Origin of the sequence: Streptomyces sp. MB09-02B (genome assembly GCF_033794485.1) — a bacterium.
Taxonomy (GTDB): Bacteria; Actinomycetota; Actinomycetes; order Streptomycetales; family Streptomycetaceae; genus Streptomyces.
The window spans coordinates 1-7,312 of sequence record NZ_JARGEE010000423.1 but is presented as its reverse complement, the minus strand read 5'-3'; the positions used below and the strand labels follow the sequence as shown (position 1 = coordinate 7,312).

General features: G+C 71.6%; 4 protein-coding genes and 1 pseudogene. 3 read left to right on the top strand and 2 right to left on the bottom strand.

Annotation, left to right across the window (positions count from 1 at the left end):
• From pulA to P1P70_RS36700, 3 genes are all read left to right on the top strand, one after another.
• On the top strand, window positions 1-3,265 hold a 3,265-nt coding region (gene pulA / locus P1P70_RS36710; RefSeq protein ID WP_319245496.1), incomplete at its 5' end, for a pullulanase-type alpha-1,6-glucosidase.
• 86 nt (window positions 3,266-3,351) lie between these two features.
• Complete coding sequence (locus tag P1P70_RS36705; RefSeq protein WP_319245497.1) at window positions 3,352-4,959, top strand: fused response regulator/phosphatase; 1,608 nt, start codon at window positions 3,352-3,354, stop codon at window positions 4,957-4,959.
• Between the two features lie 4 nt (window positions 4,960-4,963).
• Window positions 4,964-5,320 carry a 5-carboxymethyl-2-hydroxymuconate Delta-isomerase gene (locus P1P70_RS36700; protein ID WP_319245494.1) on the top strand — a complete coding sequence of 119 codons (357 nt, stop codon included), beginning with the start codon at window positions 4,964-4,966 and terminating at the stop codon, window positions 5,318-5,320.
• A gap of 7 nt (window positions 5,321-5,327) precedes the next feature.
• On the opposite strand, the gene P1P70_RS36695 is transcribed toward P1P70_RS36700, so the two are convergent.
• Window positions 5,328-6,020, bottom strand: coding sequence for a TetR/AcrR family transcriptional regulator (locus P1P70_RS36695; protein WP_319245493.1), 693 nt, complete (start codon window positions 6,018-6,020; stop codon window positions 5,328-5,330).
• A 98-nt stretch (window positions 6,021-6,118) separates the two neighbouring features.
• A pseudogene (locus P1P70_RS36690) lies at window positions 6,119-7,312 on the bottom strand (hypothetical protein); the annotation flags it as partial.

Below are 7,312 nucleotides of genomic sequence, written 5' to 3'. Positions count from 1 at the left end.
ATTTTTTTGCCTTTCTCGTGGGCTCGGGAATGTTTATAAGAGACAGTCCCGCGACTACGCGATCGTCCACTACAAGCGCGCCGACGGCGACTACACCGACTGGCGGCTCTACGCCTGGGGCGACATCGCCGAGGGCGAGGGGACGACCTGGCCGGACGGCCATGACTTCATCGGGCGGGACGCGTACGGCGCCTTCGCCTACGTCAAGCTCAAGCCCGGTGCCTCGAACGTCAGTTACCTCGTCATCGACAAGGACGGCACCAAGGACGTCTCCGCCGACCGTTCGATCGATGTCACGAAGACGGGCGAGATCTGGGTCGAGCAGGGCAAGGAGGCCGTGCTGACGGAGAAGCCCGACCTCCCGGCCCCGGACCCGTCCAAGGCCGTCCTCCACTACCACCGCGCCGACGGGAACTACGACGGCTGGGGCCTGCACGTCTGGTCCGGCGCCGCGAACCCCACGGACTGGGCCAAGCCCCTGGAGCCGGCACGGACCGACGCCTACGGCGCCGTCTTCGAGGTACCCCTCACCGACGGGGCCACCAGCCTCAGTTACATCCTCCACAAGGGCGACGAGAAGGACCTCCCCACCGACCAGGCCCTCGACCTCAAGAGCAACGGGCACGAGGTGTGGCTGCTGAACGGGCAGGAGAAGTACCTGCTCCCGCAGCCGGCCGGTTCCGCCGCCGCCCTCGACCTCACCACCTCCAAGGCGGTCTGGATCGACCGGAACACCGTCGTCTGGAACGGGAACGACACCGCCGCCTCCACCCAGCTGCTGTACTCGCGCACCGGCTCCATCACGGCGAAGGACGGCGCGCTGACCAGCACCGACGAGCGGTGGCTGCGGCTGACCAGGTCGGCCCTCACCGACGCCCAGAAGGCGAGGTTCCCGCACCTGAAGTCGTCCACCGCGTGGACCGTCGACCCCCGCGACCGCGACCGGGTTCGTGAGGCCCTGCGCGGCCAGCTCGTCGCCTCCCAGCGCGCGGCGAACGGCGCCGTGCTCGCGGCGACCGGGGTCCAGATCGCAGGTGTGCTCGACGACCTCTATGACGGGTCGGCCGCCGACCTCGGACCGACGTTCAGCAAGGGCCGCCCGACGCTCGCAGTCTGGGCGCCCACGGCCCAGTCGGTGAAGCTCGACCTCGACGGGCAGACCCTCCCCATGAAGCGGGACGACGCCACCGGCGTCTGGTCCGTCACCGGTGAGAAGTCCTGGAAGAACAAGCCCTACCGGTACGTGGTGAAGGTCTGGGCGCCCAGCGTCCGCGAGGTCGTCACCAACAGGGTCACCGACCCGTACTCCGTCGCCCTGACCGCCGACTCCGAGCGCAGCCTCGTCGTCGATCTGGCGGACAAGGCCCTGGCGCCGAAGGGCTGGTCCTCGTACACCAAGCCGAAGGCGGTACCGCTGAAGGACGCGCAGATCCAGGAACTGCACGTCCGGGACTTCTCCATCGGTGACCGCACGGTGCCGGCGAAGGACAAGGGCACCTACCTCGCCTTCACCGACAAGGGCAGCGACGGCTCGAAGCACCTGCGGGACCTGGCGAAGGCCGGGACGTCGTACGTCCACCTGCTGCCCGTCGCCGACATCGCCACCATCCCCGAGAAGAAGGCCGACCAGGCGACCGTCGACTGCGACCTCGGCTCCTACGCCGCCGACTCCGAGCAGCAGCAGGAGTGCGTGGCGAAGGCCGCGGCGAAGGACGCGTTCAACTGGGGCTACGACCCGTACCACTACACCGTCCCGGAGGGTTCGTACGCCACCGATCCGGACGGGACGGGGCGCACGGTCGAGTTCCGGAAGATGGTGAAGGCGCTCAACGACGACGGCCTCGGGGTCGTGCTGGACGTGGTCTACAACCACACGCCGGCCAGCGGCCAGGCCGACAAGAGCGTCCTCGACAAGGTGGTCCCCGGCTACTACCACCGGCTCCTCGCCGACGGTTCGGTCGCCACCTCCACCTGCTGCGCCAACACCGCGCCCGAGAACACCATGATGGGCAAGCTGGTCGTCGACTCCATGGTCACCTGGGCCAGGCAGTACAAGGTCGACGGGTTCCGCTTCGACCTGATGGGCCACCACCCGAAGGCCAACATCCTCGCCGTCCGCAAGGCCCTCGACGCGCTCACGCTGGAGAAGGACGGCGTCGACGGGAAGCGGATCATCCTCTACGGGGAGGGATGGAACTTCGGCGAGGTCGCCGACGACGCCCGTTTCGTCCAGGCCACCCAGAAGAACATGGCCGGGACGGGCATCGCGACCTTCTCCGACCGGGCCCGTGACGCCGTGCGCGGCGGCGGCCCCTTCGACGAGGACCCGGGTGTCCAGGGCTTCGCGTCCGGTCTGCACACCGAGCCCAACTCCTCGGAGGACAACGGCACTCCGGCCGAGCAGAAGGCCCGGCTGCTGCACTACCAGGACCTCATCAAGGTCGGCCTGAGCGGCAACCTCGCGAACTACCGGTTCACCGACACCGACGGCAAGGAGGTCAAGGGCTCCGACGTCGACTACAACGGGGCCCCCGCCGGATACGCGGACGCCCCCGGCGACGCCCTCGCCTACGTCGACGCGCACGACAACGAATCGCTGTTCGACGCCCTCGCCTTCAAGCTGCCGGCCTCGACGAACGCGGCCGACCGGGCCCGTATGCAGGTCCTCGCGATGGCGACGGCCGTCCTCTCGCAGGGCCCGGCGCTCTCCCAGGCGGGCACCGACCTGCTGCGGTCCAAGTCCCTCGACCGCAACTCCTACGACAGCGGCGACTGGTTCAACGCGATCCACTGGGACTGCCGGGACGGCAACGGCTTCGGCCGCGGCCTGCCCCTCGCGGCCGACAACCGGTCCAAGTGGTCTTACGCCAAGCCCCTGTTGACCTCGGTGAAGGTCGGCTGCGAGCAGATCGAGGGCGCCTCGGCCGCGTACCGGGACCTGCTGCGGATCCGTACGACGGAGGACGTCTTCTCCCTCGACACGGCCGGACAGGTCCAGTCGAAGCTGTCGTTCCCGCTGTCGGGGAAGGACGAGACCCCGGGCGTGATCACCATGGAACTCGGTGACCTCGTCGTCGTCTTCAACGCCACCCCCGAGGAGCGGAAGCAGACCGTGGACGACCTGGCCGGAACGGTATACGCCCTGCACCGCGCGCAGGCGTCGGGCGCGGACCCTATCGTCCGCGGGGCGTCGTACGAAGCGGAATCGGGGACCTTCGTCGTTCCGGGGCGGACCGTCGCGGTATTCGCCCGGTCCGACCGGTAGGGCGCTAGCTTGGGTGGTGCGGGCGGAGAGGGGGATCCGGCCCGCACCATCCGTGCGCCGGCGACGACGAGAGCCTCATGAGCCTGATGGCCGACGAAGCAAGCACCACGGTCCTGGTGGTCGACGACGCGGCCGCCAGCCGGTACGCGATGGGCGCGGTGCTGCGCAGGGCCGGGCACAGCGTCGTCCCCGTCGCCAGCGCCGGTGAGGCCCTCGCCGAACTCGACGTGCGCCTCCGCTCGGGACTTCTGCCGGACGTGGCGCTCGTCGACGTCGGCCTCCCCGACATGAGCGGGTTCGAACTCTGCCGTCGGCTGAAGGCGCAGCCCCCGACGGCCGCCCTGCCCGTCGTCCACTTCTCCGCCGCCTCCGTCGCCCCCGGCGACCGCTGCCGGGGCCTCGACGCGGGCGGCGAGGCCTATCTGACGGTCCCCGCCGAACCGGAGGAGATCCAGGCGGTCGTCCGTGCGGCCGTCCGCGGCGCCCGGATGCGCAACGGCGCCGAGGCCCTCGTACGACGGCTCACGCTGCTCTCCGAGACCATCGTGGACGTCCAGGCCGCCCGCACCCTCGCGGAGTTGGCCGCGGCCGCCGCCGAGGGAGCCGCCCGGCTCACCCGGTCGCCCGCCGCCGTGTTCGTGCTCGGCGAGGACGGCCACCTCTACAGCGGCACCTCCCGCGCCAGGGCCCGCACCACCCTCCCCGACGCCGGCGCGCACGACGCCGTGGCCCGCCTCATCCGCAGCGTCACCGAGGGCGACCCAGGCCCGCACGACACCGTCGTCCCCGCCCCCCTGTGGCCCGCCGGCTTCTTCCGGCCCGGCGTCACCGAGGACGCCCGGCTCGTCCTCGCCCGCACCGAGAGCGGTACGCCCGTCTGCGTCGCCACACCCGTGCACGCCACCCGGGGCACGGCGTCCGACGCCACGGGACTGGTCGCCCGCCTCGCCCAGGCCACAGCGCTGGCCGCGCAACCCCTGCTCATGTACCAGGTCGAGCGCCATGTCGCGCTCACCCTCCAGCACAGCTTCCTGCCCAAGCGGGTGCCCGAGTTCCCCGGCCTCGAAGTCGTCGTACGGTATGTGCCCGCGTCCCGGCAGACCGAGATCGGCGGTGACTTCTACGCGGCCCTGTCCACCCCCGGCGGCGTCCTCACCGCCGTCGGCGACGTCGTCGGGCACTCCCTGGAGGCGGCCACCGTGATGGTGGAGATCCGGCACGCCCTGCGCGCCTACTGCGTGGAGCAGTCCGACCCGGCGGCGCTCGCCCACCGGCTCGACCGGATGCTCCAGCACTACCACCCCGACGTCACCGCCACCGTCTGTCTGGCCCTCGTCGAACCGGACAGCGGGCGGGTGCGGGTCGCCAACGCGGGCCACATCCCGCCGTTGATCGTCCGCGACTCCGGCGAGGCCGAGTACGTGAAGGCCGCAGGTCCGCTCCTCGGGCTCGGCCTCGAACGGCCCGAGCCCACGGAGACGGTGCTGTGGCCGACGGACCGGCTGCTCATGGTCACGGACGGGCTCGTCGAGACCCGGGGCATCGATCTGTCGCTCTCCCTGGAGCAGTTGCGGGCCGCCGCGGCGGACGCGCCGGCCGGGACGGTCGCGCTGTGCGACACCCTGCTGCACTGCTTCGGCCGGGACCGGGAGGACGACATCGCGATGCTCGCGTTGCGGCTGCGGTTAGGGTGACCTCATGCCGCAGATCACTGTTGACTACTCCGCCGTCCTCTCCGACGGCTTCGACCGGCCCGCGTTCGCCAAGGCCCTGCACGAGGAGGTCGTGCGGACCGCCGCCGCGAAGCCGGAGGCCTGCAAGACGCAGTTCCGGGCCACCGAGGACACGGTCGTCGGGCCGGACACCGACGGCCACGCGATCGTGCACGTCACGCTGGGGCTGCTCGCGGGCCGCACCGACGAGACCAAGGTGACGCTGACGGAGAACGTGCTGGAACTGCTGCGGGAGCACGTGAAGGTGGGGGAGGGGCTGGCGTTCCACGCGTCGGCGGAGGTACGGGACCTGGATCCGTCGTACCGGAAGTTCGAGGTCTAGGCGAGGATCAGCCGCGGGCCAGAGCCACCAGGCGTCCCGCCAGTTCGCTGAACGGGCCGTCCGTCGGCTCGTCGGCGAGCATGCCGCGCAGCAGGGCCGCCATCTCCGCGTCCTGCGCCGCGCTCACGGCCGCCAGGGCCGCGAAGTCGTGGACGAGCTGGATCTCCAGTTCCTGTCTCGGGATGCGGCGGCCGTCCAGCCAGATGAGGGCCGTGGACTCGGCGAGCGAGATCCAGGAGCGGATGACGAGTTCGAGGCGGGCCGGCGGGGTGTCGACGTCCAGGTGCGAAAGGATCTGGACATAGGCGGCCTGCCGTACGCCGTCGACGAGAGCGTTGGTACGGGACGAGCCGACGGCCGGGCCGCCCCGCATCAGGGCCGAGAACCCGGGGCCGTGTTCGTCGACGAAGTCGAAGTACCGGTGGGTGACCCGCAGCAGCCGGGCGCCCAGCGGACCCTCCCGGGGTTCCACGAAACGGTTCGCCAGATCGTCGGAGGCACGCTTCAACGCGGCCTCGTACAGGCTGAGTTTGCCGGGGAAGTAGTGGTAGACGAGAGGGCGCGAGATGCCCGCCGCCGACGCTATCTCGTCGATGGAGACCTCGTCGGGCGAGCGTCGGCTGAACAGGTCGAGGGCGACCCCGATCAACTGTTGCCGCCGCTCCTCCACACCCATCCTGCGGCGCGCACCGGTTCGCATACGAACACCTTACCGATTCATTCCAGCCGGACATCGGCTGGATAGCGTATAGGTGTTCGAGTCTCACGGTCACCGGTCTGTCGCCGACCGGCTCGCGGTCACCGGCCGGGCTGAAGCCCGCTGATCTCCCGGCCGTTCGCCAGCGTCCCCTTCAACTCCGCCTGCGCGCCCTCCTCGACCGGCACGGCGAGCAGATTGCCCTGCGCCGACCCGCTCGCCCCGCCGCTCAGTGCGACGGAGACCGTGTCCCTGCTGCCGGCGGCCAGCAGATAGGAGACGCCGGCCGCGGACTTCCAGGGGGCGGCGGCAAGGACATGGGGGTCGGCCGGCCCGCAGGCGGGGACCTCGTCGGCGGCGGCCGTGACGTACGCGCCGGCCGGGGTGTCGAACTGGGTCATCGCCCGGGTGCCCGCGCCCCGCCAGGTCTCGGTGCGGGTACACACCCAGTCGGCCGTGCCGCTGCCGTCGGGCAGCGGCTGACGGGCGAACCGCCAGGCGTTCACGGTCCGCACACCCTGCGACCGTACGGCGGCGAGGGAGCAGGCGAAGGGTGCCCAGACCGCGGGGGCGGCGGAAGCGTCACGGGCGGGCGCGGCCGACGGGCGGCCCACGGTGAGATGCGCGGGAACCACCTCGGCCAGATCGCTCAGCAGCCGTGTACCGCCCTTGGCGTCGGTCAGCTGCAGCACGTCCCACGACGCGCACTTCCCGGTACGCACCGCCGGGCTCGCGAACGGAGCCGTCGTCCCGTCCTCCGCCACCGCGAGCCCGCGCACCTCGCCGTCGGCCTTCGCCAGATCCCGTACGGCAGCCCCGCGCACCCAAGGGGCCAGCAGATAGCGGACGTTGCCGTCCGCCCGGCCCAGCACCAGGGCGCTCGCACCGGCGCCGGTCGCCCCGTCCACCCGGGTCAGGTCCAGGGCCGCCATGCCCGGGTCGTCGAGGGGCTCGGCGTACCGGGCGATCCGCAGGCCGTCGTGGAGCAGGACGATCCGGAGGTTGCCGACCTCGCCCGCGTAGAGCAGTTGCGGCGGGCCGGGCGGGGGACCGGCCTGGGTGCCGAGGGTGACCGCGACCTGCACGGACTCACCGGGGCGGGCCCAGACCGCGAGGGCCCGCCGCAACAGGGCCTTGTCCTTGACGAGATCGCCGCGCGCGGGCCAGGTGGTGAAGTCGGTCCGCCCCGTCGTCTGCCACGCCGTGTCCGTCGCCGTCGTCAACCGCCCCGGATCCAGGGCCGCCTGGGCCGCCGGGTTGCGCGCATACGGGGGCGCCGCCGCCCCGTCCGGGCC

Bases quoted from the DNA above. Each gene is read 5' to 3' on its own strand.
- P1P70_RS36705 (WP_319245497.1), top strand. From the start codon at position 3,352: ATGGCCGACGAAGCAAGCACCACGGTCCTGGTGGTCGACGACGCGGCC.
- P1P70_RS36700 (WP_319245494.1), top strand. From the start codon at position 4,964: ATGCCGCAGATCACTGTTGACTACTCCGCCGTCCTCTCCGACGGCTTC.
- P1P70_RS36695 (WP_319245493.1), bottom strand. From the start codon at position 6,020: ATGCGAACCGGTGCGCGCCGCAGGATGGGTGTGGAGGAGCGGCGGCAA.